Source organism: Janthinobacterium sp. GW821-FHT03A03 (assembly GCF_059421435.1).
The window spans coordinates 655514-671515 of the sequence record NZ_JBWKUZ010000001.1 but is presented as its reverse complement, the minus strand read 5'-3'; the positions used below and the strand labels follow the sequence as shown (position 1 = coordinate 671515).

Here is a 16002-nt window from a genome sequence, read left to right as displayed (position 1 = left end):
CGCCGGCGCGATCTCCGCCGCCATCGCAGCACGCCTCCCTAACGCTCCCGCACTCGCCATACAGCATGTCCCGGAGCACTGAGGTGCCGCAAGAACGATGCTTTATGGCTTGCAAAACGAAGCTGTCTGCGCCCCGAAATGTTGTTTATTGAGAAAGCATGGCTTCCGCAGTGCGGAGGCACACCAGAAAATTTATGTCTGAAACTGAATCGACTCCTACGCCTAGCCCGGCGATTGCCACTGACGCGGCGCCAGCCGCCGCAGCGGTCCCTGTTGCACCTCCCGCCCCCATTGCCGCCCGCACCGTGAGTTTTGCCGATTTTGGCCTGGCCCCTGAAATCCAGCGCGCCTTGACCGAGCAGGGCTATACCCATCCCACGCCGATCCAGGAGCAAGCCATTCCCGTGGTGCTGCAGGGCCGCGACGTGATGGGTGCCGCGCAGACGGGTACCGGCAAGACGGCCGGCTTCTCGCTGCCGATCATCCAGCTGCTGCTGGCCCACGCCAGCAGCAGCATGTCGCCCGCGCGCCATCCGGTGCGCGCGCTGATCCTCACGCCGACGCGCGAACTGGCGGTGCAGGTGGCGGAAAACGTCAAGGCCTACGCCAAGCACACGCCGCTGCGCTCGACCGTCGTCTTCGGCGGCATGGACATGAAACCGCAAACGGTGATCCTGCGGGGCGGCGTGGAAATCGTCATCGCCACGCCGGGTCGCCTGCTCGACCATATCGAGCAAAAGAACATCAGCCTGGGGCAAGTGCAGATGCTGGTCATGGATGAGGCGGACCGCATGCTGGACATGGGTTTCTTGCCGGACTTGCAACGCATCATCAACTTGCTGCCGAAACAACGCCAGAACCTGATGTTCTCGGCCACGTTCTCGCCAGAAATCAAGAAGCTGGCCGGTACTTTCCTCAACGATCCGCTGACGATCGAAGTGGCGCGCAGCAACCAGACGGCCGACAAGGTCACGCAAGTGGTCTACAAGGTGCCGGAAGACCAGAAGCATGCCCTGGTAGCCCATCTGCTGCGCCAGCGCGACCTGAAGCAGGTCATCGTGTTCTCGAACACCAAGATCGGCGCTTCGCGCCTGGCCCGCGTGCTGGAGCAGGAAGGCATGAGCGCCACGGCGATTCACGGCGACAAGAGCCAGCAGGAACGCATGGCGGCGCTGGAAGCGTTCAAGAAGGGCGAAATCGACGTGCTGGTCGCCACCGACGTGGCGGCGCGCGGCCTGGATATTTCCGACTTGCCTTGCGTCATCAACTTCGACTTGCCGTACAACGCGGAAGACTATGTGCACCGCATCGGCCGCACGGGCCGTGCCGGCGCTTCGGGCGACGCCATTTCCATCTATTCGGACAAGGACGAGCGCCTGCTGACGGACATCGAGAAACTCATCAAGCAAAGCATCAAGCGCGGTGAGCTGGGCGGCTTTTCGCCTGCACCTGCGCGCAGCAGCGACAACGAGCGCCGTCCGCCGCGCCGCAGCGAAGGCGGCGAAGGCCGTCCCGCGCGCCCGGCCGACAGCCGCCATGCCGGCGAGAGCCGCGACAGCCGCTCCGCCGAGCGCGGCGCGCGTCCCGCCTTTGGCGCCGGCGCCCGCCGCGACAAGGTCGATCCCTGGTTCCTGAAACCGTACGAACCCGCCAAGGCCGCGGCCCCGGTTGCCGGCAGCACGGCGCCCATGCCAGTGAAGCCAAAGCAGAAGGTGGCGGCGTTGCTGGGGGGATTGTTGAAGCAATAATATCTTCCCGTGTCAACGCAATGTATCCTGTGCGTGGCAAAAAAGTAGGGAAGATCGACCGGCCAGTTTTTTCTGAGCCAGTCTGAATAAAAAAAACCGGCAACGCTCTTGTGAGCATTGCCGGTTTTTTTACATCACCTGGCGAGCATACAAGATATGGGTGGATGTCTCCAATGTTTGAGTGCGACATCATTATCAGGCAGGTATGGCGTCAGGATCGATGATTGCCAAGGGGAGAGGCTGCGCCATGAGCGTGGATGCCCGTGGCGCATCTGTAGTGCCGGGTTTACTTTTGTAGTTTCAGGGTGTTGTTTTTCCACCATAAACGACCGCCAACAACACTTACGGCCAATATGAATCCCACGATCAGGCCCGTCAATAAAGCTATCAACAAGCTCACTGTGCGATGTTGAGGCATGTCTGGCCCGGCAATAAAACGGCTCTTTTCTAAATATATGTTATTCGCGGTCTGATTTTCAATGGTAAGCCGGTTGAAAACTTCCTTGATAATTTCATTATCCAGATCCTTGCCCTTGAAGGTGGCTATCTTGATAGGTTCAAGACCACGCAGAACGGCTTCGCCGGATTTGCTTCCATCTAGCAGAGCTTTAGTGTTTCTGTAATACTCACCTAATATGGTCGTTTGTGTCTTGTCGCGCTGGATTTTTAACAGTTTCTCTTTCGTTTCCGCAACTTCAACTTCATTAGTTGTTAATTGGGCGGTTGGCGAAAGGTAGCGAGCGGTTTCTTCGGTTACCGAGACGACCTGACGTGCTCCCTGCTCTGTGGCGGCGGGATAGCGAGAGATGATAGATTTCAAATCACGGTTTTTTCGCAACAACTCTTCAAGTTTCTCATTTGACTCGATAATTTCATTATCGAGTTTAGTAATTTTTGTGGATATTTCAATATCCTTGAAGCGCAAGATGTCAGAGTAAGTTTGATATATGATAGCGTCCATCACATAGCGACCTAATAGTAAAACGGTATTGCGTGCCATATCCGGCGTTGCTGCTGAATAATTAATCCGCAAGCCGATGATATTATTGCTTTCATCTTTGTTGGATTCCATGCCAAGTTTTTTGGCATCAAGCTTTGTAAACGGGAAAATTGGTTCAATCAGATTGCCAATGCCTTCGCGCGAATTGATTTTCTGTAGCAGCGATTCGGCACTGACGTCTCCTGCAAGTTTATTTTGTACGTAAAAATCAGAATACTTTTCGGCGCTGCTATAAACTGCTTCATAACGTTTATAGTTCGACAGGCTGATTCCCGGAGGTGGCTCCTTGGTCAGCTTATCCACAACCTTTACTATCGGGATTGCGCCGCCAAACTGGAAAAAACCTTCACTCTTATACTTTCCTGTCAAAATGGTGGTGGTGAGCGTCAATGCCATGGTCAGAATTGTAATGCCAGCAACCATTCCGCGCGCACGCCATAATATGACGGCGAGATCTGTCAGATTAAGTTCGGCGCTGCCTTTATCTATTGAGACTGACTCATCGTGTTTTTTTTGAATTTCTTCTTTTATATCACTTTTTTCGATAGGCATTTGTTGCTTTCAATTGTGCAGAGTTATTGGGGTAATTTTACGTCCCTGCTGTTATTGTGAGGAAACTTAAAATTTATTGGCTGCAAAGTTTGAAGATTTTCGTTAATGCGTCAAAGGTCGCGTTCTGCGCGGAATTCCCAATGAGTCATGATGTTTTTAACGGAAGTATTTTGCAAATCATTGATTTTTAATGGCTGGACAGCTGCGCTGAGACTGGGTGAGAAATAAAGGGAACTGCAGCTAAAAGTTGAACATAAGAAAAAAATTCCTTGAGATTGCTCAGTTCGGCACAGATACTAAGCCCAGCGGACAACATTATAAGGGGTTGTGGGTAATTCATCATAGGCAATTGTGACAAGGTGTAAAAGCTTGCTATTTCCATGGTGCGCAAGCGGCGCGCGCGTATATCATAAGGGAGGCGATGCCGGGCGTAGGCAACATATTTCTACACTATCCAGTGTAGGGGCGAGAACGTCAAGTCAGGCGCCAGCTTGCCCTTTGGGGGATGTGCTTTGCGATGCGTAGCTCCCATCGACGTTACATTCTGTAAGGCGTGAAGAAGACAAGGAGGCATTGCTGTTATGGGGCTTGGGTCGGGTGCCGATGAGTTAGTGCCAGGGTGTCTTGCCCAGCCCGAGGTATGAATGGCTAACCGGTTTTTTCTGATGCCTGGTGCGCAGCTGGGAGGCTTTGTCAACAAAGAAGATTACCTTTGCGCTACTGCGCAGCATTTGTCACTTCACCCTATTGCGGGTGCCGCAACGGTGAGCATGCCATCCGCCTGTGGAAAACTCGAAACGGTCGTGATGTCTTGCTATAAATTTAAAAGTTGAGAAGTGTGCCATTTTTATGGCCTGACGAGATGCCTGGCACATAAATTACGACGCAATATGTTACCCGAAAGTTATTAAGCCATGTCTTGTTGTTCAGCACAGTCTGGAGGGTGGACTTCGTTTAAAATGGTCGGTTCTGGTGTGCAGAGTTAAATAGGGCATTAATATGATATTAGTAAGTGGCGGCGCCGGTTTTATTGGTTCCAATTTTGTGGTGGATTGGTTGGCGCATGGCAATGAATCGGTGATTAACCTTGACAAGTTGACGTATGCTGGCAATCTGCAAAATCTGCATTCCTTGAATGGCGATTCTCGGCATATTTTTGTTCACGGTGACATCGGCGACACGACTCAGGTGGCAGCCCTGCTGAAGCAGTATCGGCCGCGTGCCGTGCTGCATTTTGCTGCAGAGAGTCACGTCGATCGCTCCATTCTTGGGCCGGCAGCGTTTGTTGAGACGAATGTCAACGGAACCTTCAATTTGCTCGAGGCCGTGCGCTGTTATTGGTCGGCGTTGCCAGATGCGGAGCGCCTCGCTTTTCGTTTTTTGCACGTCTCCACTGATGAAGTGTATGGCACGTTAGGGCCGGATGATGCGCCGTTTGCCGAAACGACGCCGTACGCACCGAACAGCCCGTATTCTGCCACCAAGGCGGCATCGGATCATTTGGTGCGTGCTTACCATCACACCTATGGCTTGCCTACGCTGACGACGAATTGTTCCAATAACTACGGGCCATGTCATTTCCCTGAAAAATTGATCCCGTTAGTGATCGCCAACGCCCGTGCTGGCAAGGCCCTGCCTATCTATGGCGATGGTCAGCAGGTGCGGGACTGGCTGTATGTCGGTGATCACTGCGCGGCCATACGCCGGGTACTGGAGCAGGGTGCCATCGGCGAAACTTACAATGTCGGCGGCTGGAATGAAATGACCAATCTGAGCGTCGTGCATGAATTGTGCGACATTCTTGACCGGCTCGATCCAAGGCAGGACGGAGCGTCTTACCGTATCCAGATTGTTTATGTCGCGGATCGTCCGGGGCACGACCGTCGCTATGCGATCGATGCGCGCAAGATTGAACGTGAACTTGGCTGGAAGCCAGTGGAGACCTTTGAAAGCGGCATCGCCAAGACGGTGCAGTGGTATCTCGATCATCAGGACTGGGTGCAGAATATCCAGTCAGGGGCGTATTTGAGCTGGGTCCAGCAGAACTATGCGCAACGCGCCATCACGGAGCCAACGTTATGAGTACGCCGCGTAAGGGAATTATCCTGGCGGGTGGGTCGGGTACCCGCTTGTATCCGGTCACGATGGCTGTTTCGAAGCAGTTATTGCCTGTGTATGACAAACCGATGATTTACTATCCGCTGACGACCCTGATGCTGGCGGGTATCCGCGAAATCTTAATTATCTCGACGCCGCAAGACACCCCCCGCTTTCAGGAGTTGCTGGGTGATGGACGCCAATGGGGGCTGGAGCTAAGCTACGCTGTGCAACCTTCGCCTGATGGTCTGGCGCAAGCCTTCATCATCGGTCGGGAATTTATCGGCGACGCGCCGTCTGCCCTTATTCTGGGCGATAACATCTATTACGGACACGATTTCGAATCCCAACTGCTTGCGGCATCCTGTCGTACGGAGGGGGCTACGGTATTTGCGTATCATGTGCAGGATCCCGAACGCTATGGTGTAGTTGAGTTTGACGCGCGGCGACGCGCCGTCAGTATCGAAGAAAAGCCCTTGCAGCCCAAGTCACATTATGCGGTCACAGGCTTGTATTTCTACGACAAGCAGATTGCGGACATCGCTGCGTCAATCCGGCCATCGGCGCGCGGCGAGCTGGAAATTACCGATGTTAATCAGGTTTATCTGCAACGTGGCGAGTTGACTGTCGAACATATGGGGCGTGGCATGGCGTGGCTCGACACGGGAACACATGAGTCATTGCTGGAGGCCGGGCAATTTATAGCCACGATTGAGAACCGACAGGGCTTGAAAGTGGCTTGCCCGGAAGAAATAGCTTTCCGTCGTAAGTATATTGATGCTGAGCAATTGAGCAAGCTTGCGCAATCGTTGAAAAAAAATAGCTATGGTCAATATTTGCTGCGTTTGTTAAATGAAGAAGTATTTTAATTAATTATTATGCAAATTCAAAAGACGGCGATTGCCGACGTAATGATAATCGAGCCGAAGGTGTTCGGCGATGATCGTGGTTTTTTCTACGAAAGCTTTAACCAGAAACAATTTCAGGAGCTAACGGGCGTTAGTACCCATTTTGTTCAGGATAATCACTCAAGGTCCGCCAAAAATGTATTGCGTGGTTTGCATTACCAGATTCAGCAGACACAAGGTAAGCTGGTGCGCGTCGTAGCCGGCGAGGTGTTTGATGTTGCAGTAGACTTACGCACGAGTTCTGCGACTTTCGGTCACTGGGTGGGAATTCTCCTTTCCGCCGAAAATAAGCGACAGTTATGGATACCGCCTGGTTGTGCGCACGGCTTTATGGTAACCAGCGAATCGGCCGAATTCCTGTACAAAACGACCGATTACTGGGCGCCGCAATTCGAACGCAGCCTCCGATGGAATGACCCTGCCATCGGCATCGAATGGCCGCTCGATGGGGAGCCACTGCTATCGGGCAAGGACCATGCGGGCGTATTGCTGGCCAATGCAGAGGTATTTGCATGAAAATCTTGTTGACAGGTGGTACTGGTCAAGTCGGATATGAATTGTTCCGCAGTTTGCAGGGCCTCGGTGATATCGTCGCTCCTGGCCGTGCGCAAATGGATTTGTCAAACCTGGACCAGGTGCGCGACGTCATCCGTGCAGTCAAGCCTGACTTGATTGTGAATCCAGCCGCTTATACGGCAGTAGACCAGGCGGAGTGTGAGCCTGAATTGGCCATGCTGATCAACGCTCGCGCGCCAGGGTTGATGGCTGAGGAGGCTCGCAAGCTGGATGCGGCCATGATTCATTATTCGACCGACTATGTGTTCGATGGGGCAAAAAGCGAGCCTTATTCGGAAGAGGATGCAACAGCACCGATCAATGTCTATGGACGAAGCAAGTTGGCTGGAGAGCAAGCAATTCAGGCGGTAGGCATCGATCATCTGATCTTGCGCACCAGTTGGGTGTATGGGATGCGCGGCAAGAATTTTCTGTTGACCGTGCTGCGCTTGGCGCAGGAGCGTCCTGAGTTGCGTATCGTTGGGGATCAGTATGGCGCACCGACCTGGTGTCGTACGATTGCTGATGTTACAGCGCATATCGTGGCGCGGATAGAAGGAGATCGGGCGGACTGGTGGCGCCGTCATGGCGGTGTATATCACTTGAGTGCGCAAGGCCGCACCACATGGGCTGGTTTTACTGAGGAAATCCTTCGAAATGCCGCTCTCGCATCCTCGCCACAGATAAGGGCAATTACGACGAGTGAGTATCCCTTGCCCGCTCCTCGCCCGGCTTCTTCCTTGTTATCGAGCGAACACCTGCGGCAAGTGTTCTGCGATTTACCTGAGTGGAAAGAGGCTTTGCGCCTATGCATGGAGTCCTGATTGAAACCAGCTGTATCTATTTTTCTTTATTGAGATGTGCGTGGTGATGTGATTGTGGGCAACATGGAATGCACGTCAGGAGGTGTTTTTTAGCGAAAAACCGCATTTTAGACTACTCAATAATGTTAAAATGTGGTGGAAATTTTAAGATGGCAATGAAAAATATTTCTTGCTAGTTCTAATTTCGCTAATTTTTGTTGTCAATAAAGTACTTTTTTAAAAAATAAGTCAACATTCGAGAGTTGCTGAAAATAAAAGTTTGCCTCATTTCTCTATTTTTGAAGAAATATTTCATTTTCTTTACTGGCTATGTTTTTGATGCGTTGTCAATTGTCGCATCAGGTGTGCAGCCAGGTGCTCCATTTTTCGGATTGTCCGGAGGCGCTCGCAATATGGCTGCGAAATAGCATGGTATATGTAAATGAATTCTTTCAATTGATTAATATTGTCAAAGTATTCTGAGGCTGTACTCCGTCTTAATTTTGTCATTCAATTTAAGTTAAATATAAAAATGTTATCAGATAAGTCTATTCTCATTACCGGTGGAACCGGTTCATTCGGCAAAGCATTCGTGAAAACCGTGCTGGAACGCTATCCAACGATCAAACGTCTTGTGGTATTTTCGCGCGATGAATTGAAACAGTTTGAAATGGCGCATGAATTTTCGGATGAAAAATATGCCGGTATTCGTTATTTCATTGGCGATATTCGCGATGAGGCCCGCCTGCGCCGCGCGCTGGAAGGTATCGATATCGTGATCCACGCGGCTGCACTGAAACAAGTGCCGGCTGCGGAATATAATCCTTTCGAATGCATCAAGACCAATGTGCTGGGTGCGCAAAACCTGATTGAGGCTTGCCTGGATACCAAGGTGCAGCGTGTGGTTGCCCTGTCCACCGACAAGGCGGCTGCGCCTATCAATCTGTATGGCGCCACCAAGCTGTGCTCTGACAAACTGTTCGTTGCCGCCAACAATATCGTTGGCAATCGCGACTTGCGTTTCAGCGTCGTCCGTTATGGCAACGTCATGGGTAGCCGCGGTTCGGTGATTCCGTTCTTCCTGGAACGCCGCGCGACGGGCGTGCTGCCGATTACCGATACGGCTATGACCCGTTTTAATATCAGCCTGCAAGAGGGCGTGGATATGGTGCTGTGGTCCCTTGAGAACGCATGGGGCGGTGAGGTTCTGGTGCCGAAGATCCCTTCCTACCGCATCACCGATGTAGCCGAAGCAATTGGACCTGAATGCAGCTTCCCGGTCGTCGGCGTGCGTCCAGGTGAAAAGATCCATGAAGAGATGATTACCTCCAGCGACAGTTTCAATACCGTTGATATGGGTAGCTATTACGCCATCTTGCCGATGAGTGCCAAGTACTCGACGCAGGAATATTGTGACAAGATGGGTGCCAAGCTGGTACCGCCGGGATTCTGCTACGACAGCGGTAGCAATACTGATTTCTTGACAAAAGAGCAATTGCGCGAGCTGATCCAGACTCACGTCGACCCAACTCATACCGTGTAAAACATGACAATGATTCCATATGGCCGACAAGATATCTCTCAGGCCGACATTCAGGCGGTGGTCGATGTCTTGCGCTCTGACTTTCTGACACAGGGGCCGGCAGTGCCGGCGTTTGAGCAATCGGTGGCAGAGTATTGCTGTGTCCCCCATGCGGTGGCTGTCAATAGCGCGACCAGTGCCCTGCACATCGCGTGCCTGGCCTTGGGTGTCGGCCCGGGGGATCTGGTCTGGACCAGTCCGAATACTTTTGTTGCCAGCGCCAATTGCGCTTTATATTGTGGCGCTGATATTGATTTTGTCGATATTGATGCCCGTACCTACAATCTGAGCATCGAGGCATTGACGCAAAAGCTTGCGCAGGCGAAACAAGCCGGGCGTTTGCCGAAAGTGCTGATTCCCGTGCATTTGACGGGCCAGCCTTGTGATATGGCCGCCATCTATGCCCTGAGCCAGGAATATGGCTTCAAGATTATCGAAGACGCTTCGCATGCGATCGGCGGAAAATATCGTGGTGAGCCGATCGGCAATTGCCGCTATAGCGACATTACCGTTTTCAGTTTTCACCCAGTGAAAATTATCACCAGCGCCGAAGGCGGTATGGCCACGACACAGAATGCGGATCTGGCGATCAGCTTGCAGCAACTGCGTAGCCATGGCATTACGCGCGATCCGGAGCAGATGACGCATGCGCCCGATGGCGCCTGGTATTATCAGCAGATCACACTCGGTTACAACTATCGTATGACGGATATGCAGGCGGCACTCGGCTTGAGCCAGATGGCTCGGCTCGATGAATTCGTGGCCTACCGCCATGCTATGGCGCGTCGCTATGATACATTGCTGGCGGAATTGCCGGTTATTACGCCATGGCAGCATACGGATGGCTATTCGGGCTTGCACTTGTACGTAATTCGCCTGCAAACCGAGCGCCTGACACAGTCACACCGCACCATCTTTGACGCGCTGCGCGCGCAGTCAATTGGTGTCAATCTGCACTATATTCCTGTGCATACCCAGCCTTACTATCAAGCAAAAGGCTTCAAACCTGGCGATTTTCCGGAAGCGGAGCATTATTATGCACAAGCTATCAGCTTGCCGATGTATGCCACCTTTACGGAAGAGCAGCAGGATCGCGTGATCGAGGCCTTGCGGAAAGCGCTGAAATGAAAATTGGATTGGGTGCAGTACAGTTCGGACTCGATTATGGTATTGCAAATGCGGCGGGCAAGGTCTGTCAGTTGGAAGTTGCAGCCATTTTGGCAGCTGCGGCCGAGCTGAAATTGAAATTGATCGATACTGCGGCGCTATACGGTGATAGCGAAGCTGTGCTCGGACGTACCATGGCGGCAGACACGTCTTTCGATATCGTGACCAAGACGCCGCAGTTTTCCGGAGCCGTGTTAGGTGCTGTTGATGCGCAACAACTGGAAGAGAGTTTGCATGTCTCGTTGCTGAAACTGCAGCGCACCGCTGTGTATGGCCTGCTGATACACCGGGTGGATGATTTGCTGTTGCCTGGTGGCGAAGTATTGATGGAACGCATGGTGCAGTTGAAGGCGCGTGGCCTGGTGAGAAAAATTGGGGTGTCCGTATATACCGGGCAGCAGATTGATGCCGTGTTGGCGCGTTTTCCGATCGATCTGATTCAATTGCCCATCAATGTACTAGATCAGCGTCTGTTGCATGCCGGCCATTTACGCAAGTTGAAGCAAGCGGGTGTTGAAATACATGCCCGCTCTGTTTTCCTGCAAGGTTTGCTATTGATGGAGCCCTGCGATCTACCGGCACATTTTGATGGCGTGCGCGAGCACCTGGCTACCTATCACCGCTGTATCGCTGCGCAAGGCTTGACGCCGCTGCAAGCCGCGCTGGGTTTTGTGACTGGCCTGGAAGAAATCGACCAAGTCGTTTGTGGCGTCAATTCTAGTGTGCAACTGCAAGAAATATGCATGGCGGCGGGATATATGGCTGCGGGCGGAGAGCATGTGGGCTATGAGGCCTTTGCGATCAGCGATGAAAGGATCGTCAATCCTGCCTTGTGGCAACAGACAAAGGAGAAGTAATGATACTTGCAATATTGCAAGCTCGTGTTTCGTCGTCGCGGCTGCCAGGCAAGGTGCTCATGCCTTTGTTGGGCGAGCCGATGCTGCTGCGTCAGCTTGAGCGCTTGCGTGACGTACGCCAGATCGATCACTTGCTGGTGGCCACCAGCAGTGAAGCGCCGGATGACGCCATTGAAGCATTGTGTCAGGCAAATGGTATTGATTGTTTCAGGGGCGATTTGAATGACGTGCTTGAGCGTTTTCACCAGGCAGCGCAAACGTTTTCTCCTGAACATATAGTCCGTTTAACGGCCGATTGTCCACTGACCGATCCAGCATTGATCGATGAGGTTATCACTTTTTATCTAGCAGGTGACTACGACTATGTCAGCAATTGTGTCGAGGCCACCTATCCAGATGGACTCGATGTGGAGATTTTCCGTGCCTCTTGCCTGGATGATGCGTGGCAAGAGGCGCGCCTGCCGTCGCAGCGCGAGCATGTCACACCCTTTATCCACCAGCAGGCGCAACGTTACAAGGTTGGCGTGTACCGCAGTGTAAGGGATTGGTCGCATTTGCGCTGGACCGTGGATGAGCCGAAAGATTTTGAGCTGGTTTCCATTATTTATGAAGCACTTTATCGGGAAAACAAGCGCTTTTCCATGCAGGACGTCTTGTTGCTGTTGGAGCGGCGCCCTGAATTAGCAAATTGGAACACCATGCATGGACGTAACGAGGGATTGCAGAAATCACTCGCTGCCGATGCCGTATCGATTATCACCCACACTATTGAGAACTAATATGTCTACACGCTATCAACGCTCTGAGGAATTATTGGAACGCGCCCTTAAAACGATCCCGCTCGGCTCTCAGACTTTCAGCAAGAGCAAAACGCAATATCCTTTTGGTGTTTCGCCGTATTTTATTCAACGCGGCAAGGGTAGCCATGTATGGGATGTTGATGGCAACGAGTACATCGATTTCATCAGCAGCCTGGCCTCTATCACGTTGGGCTACAACGACGAGGATGTGACCAACGCGGTGAAAGCGCAATTGGATGAGGGAGTGATTTTCAGCCTGCCGCATCAGATTGAAATGCTGGTCGCTGAAAAAATTTGCGAAATCGTTCCTTGCGCTGAGATGGTGCGTTTCGGGAAAAATGGTTCGGACGCCACGTCCGGCGCCATTCGTTTGGCGCGCGCCTACACCAATCGAGAGCATGTGGCTGTATGTGGCTACCATGGCTGGCAGGACTGGTATATTGGTTCGACCGCGCGCAACCGCGGTGTGCCAGTCGCTACACGTGAGTTGACGCATACGTTTGCGTATAACGATCTGGCATCACTTGAAAAGTTGTTCGCCGATTTCCCCGGGCAGATTGCGGCCGTGATTCTTGAGCCGATGAATGTGTACCAGCCGAAGGACGCCTTCCTGGAGGGGGTCAAGGAGCTGGCCCATAAGCACGGCGCTCTGTTGATCTTCGATGAAACCATCACGGGTTTCCGGTACGCCAATGGTGGCGCGCAAGAACTGTTCGGCGTCACACCTGACCTGGCGACCTTCGGCAAGGGACTGGCGAATGGCTATCCGGTATCGGCTGTGGCTGGCCGGGCCGATGTGATGAAGCTGATGGACGAGATTTTCTTTTCGTTTACCTTCGGAGGCGAAACGCTGTCGCTGGCGGCGGCCCTAGCGACGATGGAGAAACTGCAGCGCGAACCGGTAGTGGCGAGGATCCGGGAGCAGGGCCAGAAAATTATCGACCGTATCAATGCCATCATCGAGGCGAATGCCGCACAGCACATCATGAGTATTGCTGGCCATCCAAGCTGGAGCTTTGTGTTGATCAAGGATGCTGGCCCCTATACGCAATGGCAGATCAAGACCTTGTTCATGCAAGAAATGCTGGCGCGCGGTATTTTGACTTTCGGTACGCATAACGTCAACTATAGCCATAGCGACAGCGATCTCGGAAAACTGTTTGCTGCCTATGAAGAAATAGTGCCCATGCTGGTTGCTGGCGTCAAGGATGGTAATCTGGAAAGTATGTTGCGTTGCAAGCCGCTGGAACCACTGTTCAAGGTACGATGAATAGTTCCGTCGTTATTCGCGTGGATGCCTCCTTGCACATGGGAGGCGGACATGTCATGCGCTGCTCGACCTTGGCCGAAGAGCTCAGGTCGCGTGGAGCGACGATCACCTTCATTTGTCGGGAACTTCCGGGCAACTATATTGACTGGCTTCGCGCACAGCAATTCGAGGTACTCAGCCTCGCAGCAGCTGAGCCCAGTGAGACAACGGAGGCGGGTATGTCGCCTCCGCATATGGCGTGGCTGGGGGTTCCTCTAGAGCAAGAGCTTACCGAGGTGCGCGCGCTGCTGTCGGAACGGCCCACAGCGGACTGGGTCATTGTCGATCATTACGCACTTGATGCGCGCTGGGAGCAGGCGGCCAGGGCGTTTGTGCAGAAGATCATGGTAATCGATGACCTGGCTGACCGCGCGCACGATTGCAATATTTTGTTGGATCAAAACTATTATCATGATATGCGGCAACGTTACGACGGCTTGCTGCCGTCGGCTTGTTTAATGTTGCTGGGGCCTAAACATGCCTTGCTGAGGAATGAGTTTGTCCACTGGCGCGCTGAGTGTGGTCCGCGGGGGGCTGCGGTAAGCCGTGTTCTGGTGTTCTTTGGCGGTATCGATGCAGGTAATTACACGATGCCGGCCATCGCCGCGCTGGTCCGGGCAAGCCGGCCGGACATACAGGTCGATGTGGTGATTGGCACGCATCATCCGGCGCGCGAGGCGATTGAAGATGTATGCTTGCAGCACGGTTTTATTTGCCATGTACAGACCTCGCGCATGGCTGAATTGACGGCGGCAGCCGACCTTGCCATTGGTGCCGGCGGGACGGCGATGTGGGAGCGTTGCAGCCTGGGCTTGCCGAGCCTGACTTTGTCCGTGGCCGAAAATCAACGACAACTGGTTGATGACGCCGCGCTCGGTGGCCTGGTGTATGCACCGGATATTCGTCTAGGGCCTGAATTGGAGGAACGGTTGCTGCTCCATTAGACCTCCTTGCTTGATAATCCGGCCTTGCGGCAGTTCCTGTCACAGCAAAGCCATGCCATAGTTGATGGATGTGGCGCAGCACGCGTGGCGCGTAAGCTCGGTATGTGCTCGGTTGTCTTGCATGCTGCCAGTGAGGCGGATTCGGCCAACTTGATGCCTTGGCGCAATCATGATTCGATTCGCGCGGTGTCGCGCAACAGCGCGCCCACTCCGCTGGAGAACCATGATCGTTGGCCAGCAGTACGATGGCCAACCAGTTGGCATGGTTTGTTTTGACGTAGTGCAAAACAGTACGGAAGTATCATTTATCTCTCACCGGGTATGCAAAAGCATGGTCGCGGTTCTGAACTGCTTGCCAGTGCGGAACAATGGCTGCGCAATATGCGTTCTGATATAACAATAATACGGGCGGAAGTACTGGCCGATAACCAGCCTTCGCACCGTCTGTTCCTTGCTGTTGATTATGCAAGAGACTCCACTAGCTATTTTAAGAAGGTGTTGCAATATGACTGACTCCATCAAAATTGGTAACCGCCTGATAGGCAAGAATCATCCACCTTTCGTGATTGCCGAAATGTCCGGTAATCACAACCAGTCGCTGGAACGTGCGCTGGAAATCGTCGAGGCGGCTGCAAGAACGGGAGCGCATGCGCTGAAAATTCAGACGTATACACCCGATACCATGACGCTCGATCTGGACGAACGTGAATTTCATATCAGTGATCCGAATAGTTTGTGGACAGGAACTTCCCTGTACAAGCTGTATGGTGAAGCCTATACGCCGTGGGAGTGGCATAAGCCGATTTTTGATCGCGCTCGTGAATTGGGAATGATTCCGTTCAGCACTCCGTTCGATGATACGGCGGTCGATTTCCTGGGAACACTGGACATGGATTGCTACAAGATCGCCTCGTTTGAGAATACCGATCTGCCATTGATACGCCGCGTGGCCGCCACTGGTAAACCATTAATTATCTCGACCGGCATGGCCAGCATCGCAGAACTGGATGAGACGGTGCGCGCTGCGCGCGAAGCCGGTTGCAAGGACTTGATCTTGCTTAAATGCACCAGTACATATCCTGCTACGCCGGAAAATACTAATATTCTGACGATTCCACATTTACGCGCGATGTTTGATTGCGAAGCTGGCTTGTCTGACCATACCATGGGCGTGGGCGTGTCGATTGCCAGCGTGGCACTTGGTGCAACTGTGATTGAAAAACACTTCACGCTGAACCGGGCCGATGGTGGTGTTGACTCATCCTTTTCCATGGAACCGCACGAAATGCAATCGCTGGTCGTTGAAACGGAGCGCGCCTGGCAGGCACTGGGCAAGATCAGTTATGGCGTCACCGAAAAAGAAAAGAAATCGTTAATGTTCCGCCGCTCCTTGTACATTACCAAAGACATGAAAGCTGGCGATATCCTGACGCCGCAGAACCTGCGCGCTATTCGTCCGGGACTGGGCTTGCCAACCAAGCACTATGAATTAGTGATGGGACAACCCGTCAAACACGATGTGAAGGCCGGCACTGCGCTTAATTGGAACATTATTTTGGGATAGAGTTTCGTGATCTACAGTAATACTGCAGCCGAGGCGAAGAATTCTGCCTCGGCTGCAGTATCTGATGACTTGTCCGCATATTTTTCTTTCCGCGCTATTTTTATCTGGTAGTGAGG

The 16002-nt window shown here is 52.7% G+C and carries 14 protein-coding genes; 13 read left to right on the top strand and 1 reads right to left on the bottom strand.

Annotation, left to right across the window (positions count from 1 at the left end; genetic code table 11):
- The first annotated feature begins 194 nt into the window (after window positions 1-194).
- The gene (locus AC07VI_RS03010) at window positions 195-1748 is read left to right on the top strand and encodes a DEAD/DEAH box helicase (protein WP_086143892.1); all 1554 of its coding nucleotides are present in this window, start codon (window positions 195-197) and stop codon (window positions 1746-1748) included.
- Window positions 1749-2034: 286 nt separating this feature from the next.
- On the opposite strand, the gene AC07VI_RS03005 is transcribed toward AC07VI_RS03010, so the two are convergent.
- Window positions 2035-3300, bottom strand: coding sequence for a hypothetical protein (locus AC07VI_RS03005; RefSeq protein ID WP_086143893.1), 1266 nt, complete (start codon window positions 3298-3300; stop codon window positions 2035-2037).
- Between the two features lie 999 nt (window positions 3301-4299).
- On the opposite strand from AC07VI_RS03005, the gene rfbB reads away from it, so the two are divergent.
- The 12 genes from rfbB (at window position 4300) to pseI (ending at window position 15886) form a co-directional block, all read left to right on the top strand.
- The gene (gene rfbB / locus AC07VI_RS03000; protein WP_086143894.1) at window positions 4300-5382 is read left to right on the top strand and encodes a dTDP-glucose 4,6-dehydratase; all 1083 of its coding nucleotides are present in this window, start codon (window positions 4300-4302) and stop codon (window positions 5380-5382) included.
- On the top strand, window positions 5379-6266 hold the full coding sequence (gene rfbA, locus AC07VI_RS02995; RefSeq protein WP_086143895.1) for a glucose-1-phosphate thymidylyltransferase RfbA: 888 nt from the start codon (window positions 5379-5381) through the stop codon (window positions 6264-6266). Before rfbB ends, rfbA begins: the two co-directional genes overlap by 4 nt.
- Before the next feature lie 9 nt (window positions 6267-6275).
- Window positions 6276-6821 carry a dTDP-4-dehydrorhamnose 3,5-epimerase gene (gene rfbC / locus AC07VI_RS02990; protein WP_086143896.1) on the top strand — a complete coding sequence of 182 codons (546 nt, stop codon included), beginning with the start codon at window positions 6276-6278 and terminating at the stop codon, window positions 6819-6821.
- Entirely contained in the window at window positions 6818-7684 is an 867-nt protein-coding gene (rfbD, locus tag AC07VI_RS02985; protein WP_086143897.1) for a dTDP-4-dehydrorhamnose reductase, read from the top strand. Before rfbC ends, rfbD begins: the two co-directional genes overlap by 4 nt.
- Before the next feature lie 511 nt (window positions 7685-8195).
- The gene (gene pseB / locus AC07VI_RS02980; RefSeq protein WP_086143898.1) at window positions 8196-9206 is read left to right on the top strand and encodes a UDP-N-acetylglucosamine 4,6-dehydratase (inverting); all 1011 of its coding nucleotides are present in this window, start codon (window positions 8196-8198) and stop codon (window positions 9204-9206) included.
- Between the two features lie 9 nt (window positions 9207-9215).
- The gene (pseC, locus tag AC07VI_RS02975; RefSeq protein WP_086143899.1) at window positions 9216-10373 is read left to right on the top strand and encodes a UDP-4-amino-4,6-dideoxy-N-acetyl-beta-L-altrosamine transaminase; all 1158 of its coding nucleotides are present in this window, start codon (window positions 9216-9218) and stop codon (window positions 10371-10373) included.
- The gene (locus AC07VI_RS02970; protein ID WP_086143900.1) at window positions 10370-11269 is read left to right on the top strand and encodes an aldo/keto reductase; all 900 of its coding nucleotides are present in this window, start codon (window positions 10370-10372) and stop codon (window positions 11267-11269) included. Before pseC ends, AC07VI_RS02970 begins: the two co-directional genes overlap by 4 nt.
- Window positions 11269-12048, top strand: coding sequence for a cytidylyltransferase domain-containing protein (locus AC07VI_RS02965; RefSeq protein ID WP_086143901.1), 780 nt, complete (start codon window positions 11269-11271; stop codon window positions 12046-12048). Before AC07VI_RS02970 ends, AC07VI_RS02965 begins: the two co-directional genes overlap by 1 nt.
- A 1-nt stretch (window position 12049) precedes the next feature.
- Window positions 12050-13339 (top strand): aminotransferase class III-fold pyridoxal phosphate-dependent enzyme, encoded by a 1290-nt coding sequence (locus AC07VI_RS02960; protein WP_086143902.1) that lies wholly within the window; start codon window positions 12050-12052, stop codon window positions 13337-13339.
- The gene (gene pseG / locus AC07VI_RS02955) at window positions 13336-14322 is read left to right on the top strand and encodes a UDP-2,4-diacetamido-2,4,6-trideoxy-beta-L-altropyranose hydrolase (protein WP_086143903.1); all 987 of its coding nucleotides are present in this window, start codon (window positions 13336-13338) and stop codon (window positions 14320-14322) included. Before AC07VI_RS02960 ends, pseG begins: the two co-directional genes overlap by 4 nt.
- A 300-nt stretch (window positions 14323-14622) precedes the next feature.
- Window positions 14623-14835, top strand: a complete 213-nt coding sequence (locus AC07VI_RS02950; protein WP_413465873.1) for a GNAT family N-acetyltransferase — start codon at window positions 14623-14625, stop codon at window positions 14833-14835.
- Entirely contained in the window at window positions 14828-15886 is a 1059-nt protein-coding gene (gene pseI / locus AC07VI_RS02945) for a pseudaminic acid synthase (protein WP_492995649.1), read from the top strand. Before AC07VI_RS02950 ends, pseI begins: the two co-directional genes overlap by 8 nt.
- Window positions 15887-16002 lie beyond the last annotated feature (116 nt).

What these genes read in the sequence shown, in the direction of transcription:
- AC07VI_RS03010 (WP_086143892.1), top strand. Translation starts at nt 195, where the DNA reads ATGTCTGAAACTGAATCGACTCCTACGCCTAGCCCGGCGATTGCCACT.
- AC07VI_RS03005 (WP_086143893.1), bottom strand. Translation starts at nt 3,300, where the DNA reads ATGCCTATCGAAAAAAGTGATATAAAAGAAGAAATTCAAAAAAAACAC.
- rfbB (WP_086143894.1), top strand. Translation starts at nt 4,300, where the DNA reads ATGATATTAGTAAGTGGCGGCGCCGGTTTTATTGGTTCCAATTTTGTG.
- rfbA (WP_086143895.1), top strand. Translation starts at nt 5,379, where the DNA reads ATGAGTACGCCGCGTAAGGGAATTATCCTGGCGGGTGGGTCGGGTACC.
- rfbC (WP_086143896.1), top strand. Translation starts at nt 6,276, where the DNA reads ATGCAAATTCAAAAGACGGCGATTGCCGACGTAATGATAATCGAGCCG.
- rfbD (WP_086143897.1), top strand. Translation starts at nt 6,818, where the DNA reads ATGAAAATCTTGTTGACAGGTGGTACTGGTCAAGTCGGATATGAATTG.
- pseB (WP_086143898.1), top strand. Translation starts at nt 8,196, where the DNA reads ATGTTATCAGATAAGTCTATTCTCATTACCGGTGGAACCGGTTCATTC.
- pseC (WP_086143899.1), top strand. Translation starts at nt 9,216, where the DNA reads ATGATTCCATATGGCCGACAAGATATCTCTCAGGCCGACATTCAGGCG.
- AC07VI_RS02970 (WP_086143900.1), top strand. Translation starts at nt 10,370, where the DNA reads ATGAAAATTGGATTGGGTGCAGTACAGTTCGGACTCGATTATGGTATT.
- AC07VI_RS02965 (WP_086143901.1), top strand. Translation starts at nt 11,269, where the DNA reads ATGATACTTGCAATATTGCAAGCTCGTGTTTCGTCGTCGCGGCTGCCA.
- AC07VI_RS02960 (WP_086143902.1), top strand. Translation starts at nt 12,050, where the DNA reads ATGTCTACACGCTATCAACGCTCTGAGGAATTATTGGAACGCGCCCTT.
- pseG (WP_086143903.1), top strand. Translation starts at nt 13,336, where the DNA reads ATGAATAGTTCCGTCGTTATTCGCGTGGATGCCTCCTTGCACATGGGA.
- pseI (WP_492995649.1), top strand. Translation starts at nt 14,828, where the DNA reads ATGACTGACTCCATCAAAATTGGTAACCGCCTGATAGGCAAGAATCAT.